This window comes from Paractinoplanes polyasparticus (assembly GCF_019710575.1).
Lineage (GTDB): Bacteria > Actinomycetota > Actinomycetes > Mycobacteriales > Micromonosporaceae > Actinoplanes > Actinoplanes polyasparticus.
The window spans coordinates 1-2,022 of record NZ_JAHWFK010000111.1; the positions used below are offsets into that span (position 1 = coordinate 1).

The following is a 2,022-nucleotide window of genomic DNA, read 5'->3' on the forward strand; positions in this document are numbered from 1 at the left end:
GGCCAGGAAGGAGACCGGCCTCCGGCCGGCGTGACGGTCGAGAAGGGCCAGGAAGCGAAGCCGGCCAAGTAGACCTGGCGCCGGTGGGCCGGGACGGCCCGCCGGCGCCAGGTCTTGACGCTAGAGTGTCGGCATAGGAGGGAAGCTCGCGTGAGAGTCCTGCTGGCGGAGGATGAGCAGATCCTCGCCCGAAGCGTGCGCAACGGCCTGCACCGCGCCGGCATGACCGTCGACGTGGTTCACGATGGGCCGGGAGCGATCGAACTCCTGCGGACCCAGGAGTATGAAGCCGTCGTGCTCGACCGTGACCTGCCGTTGCTGCCGGGCGACGAGGTGTGCAAATACCTCATCGCCCACCACCCCTCAGTCGGCGTGTTGATGCTGACCGCGTCGGCGGCGCTGGTGGACCGGGTCGCGGGCCTGCAGCTGGGGGCCGACGACTACCTCGTCAAACCGTTTGAATTTCCTGAGCTCGTCGCCCGGCTGCGTGCGTTGCAGCGCCGGTCCGGTCATCGGGCACCGCCAGAACTGCGGTTCGGGCAGCTTCGTCTCGATCCGTTCACCCAGCAGGCGTTCCGCGGCACCACCCTGCTCGCGCTCAGCCCGAAGGAATTCCGCATCCTCGAGCAACTACTACGCGCCCAGGGCGGCGTGCTCAGCGCCGAGACACTGCTGCAGCGCGCCTGGGACGAGAACGCCGACCCCTTCACCAACTCGCCCCGGGTGGTCATCTCGACATTACGCAAGAAGCTCGGCAAACCATGGCCGATCGAGACCGTTCCCGGCGCCGGGTACCGTGTTGTCCAAACCTGACAGGGGCAGATCCGCCTCCCGCGGTTCCATCGGTACTCGTGTCATCGGCAGCATGGTCGCGGTCATCGCCGTACTGGCCCTGGTCATGGCCGGGACCATCACGCTGTTGATGACGTACGTTCCAGACAGCATCGTGGGCGGCGCGCTCGCTGTCACGCCCGGCAGCACGGATGGTCCCCCACCGCCACCCGCCAGCGTGCCCGCGGAAGTGCTGCCCCGGCAGGAGGTCGAACGGCTGCTGGTCTTCTCCGCGGTCGCCCTCGCCGTCGTGATCACCGCGGGCGCGGGCGCGGTGCGCTGGATCGTGCGACGATCGCTCGCACCTCTGCACGCGATGGTCGCCGCGGCCCGGCAGGCCGGGAGCACGGACCTTCGCGCTCGCGTTCCGGTCGGACGCGGACGGGACGAGGTTACCGACCTGGCCGCCAACTTCAACCTCATGCTGGCCAGGCTTGACGCCGCCTTCGAGGCGCAACGCCGATTCGCCGCGAACGCCTCCCACGAACTTCAGACGCCGCTGGCGGTGACCCAGGCCGCGCTCGACGACGCGTTGGCCGAGGCACGACCAGGACCGACGCGTGACCTTCTGCAGGACCTGCGCAGCCTCAACAGCCGCAGCGTCCGGACCGTACGCACGCTGCTGGACCTGGCAGAGACCGAGGGCGGCACAGGCCATCCCGAGCAGACCGACCTGGCACTCCTCGTCCGTCAGGAAGTCGACAACCAGCGGACAGCCGCTCAGGAGCACGACGTGACGGTCCGCGTCAATCTCGATCCGGCCGTTGTGGAAGCTGATCCGAGCCTGCTCCGGCTCATGGTGCGCAACCTGCTCGACAACGCGATTCGCCACAACCACCGCGGTGGCCAGGTGGACCTCAGCCTGCACGACGCCGGGCCGGAGCTGATGCTTTCGGTTGCCAACACCGGCACCCGGATGAGCCCCGATGAGGTCGCCAAGATCGTCGAGCCGTTCCGCCGGGGCGCCGGGCGGCTGCGAACCAAAGGCAGCGGTCTCGGCGCCACGCTGATAGCCGCCATCGTCGCTCGCCACGGCTGGCGGCTCCGCCTGCGCCCCGGCGCGGACGGCGGCCTGACCGCCGAGATCCGGCTGCCGAATCAGCAAGGCACGTACCATCTGCTCACGACCGAGTAGAACGGATCGCCGCACGACGCGTTCGCGCACGCCATCGAGCCGGTCACCGGCCGGCC

At 69.2% G+C, this 2,022-nt stretch carries 2 protein-coding genes; both read left to right on the forward strand.

Annotation, left to right across the window (positions count from 1 at the left end; all coding sequences use genetic code 11):
- The first annotated feature begins 150 nt into the window (after positions 1–150).
- Positions 151–813, forward strand: coding sequence for a response regulator transcription factor (locus KXC43_RS50220; RefSeq protein ID WP_221383422.1), 663 nt, complete (start codon positions 151–153; stop codon positions 811–813).
- Positions 814–865: 52 nt separating this feature from the next.
- The gene (locus tag KXC43_RS50225; protein ID WP_221383423.1) at positions 866–1,966 is read left to right on the forward strand and encodes a sensor histidine kinase; all 1,101 of its coding nucleotides are present in this window, start codon (positions 866–868) and stop codon (positions 1,964–1,966) included.
- Positions 1,967–2,022 lie beyond the last annotated feature (56 nt).

What these genes read in the sequence shown, in the direction of transcription:
- KXC43_RS50225 (WP_221383423.1), top strand. Translation starts at nt 866, where the DNA reads ATGGTCGCGGTCATCGCCGTACTGGCCCTGGTCATGGCCGGGACCATC.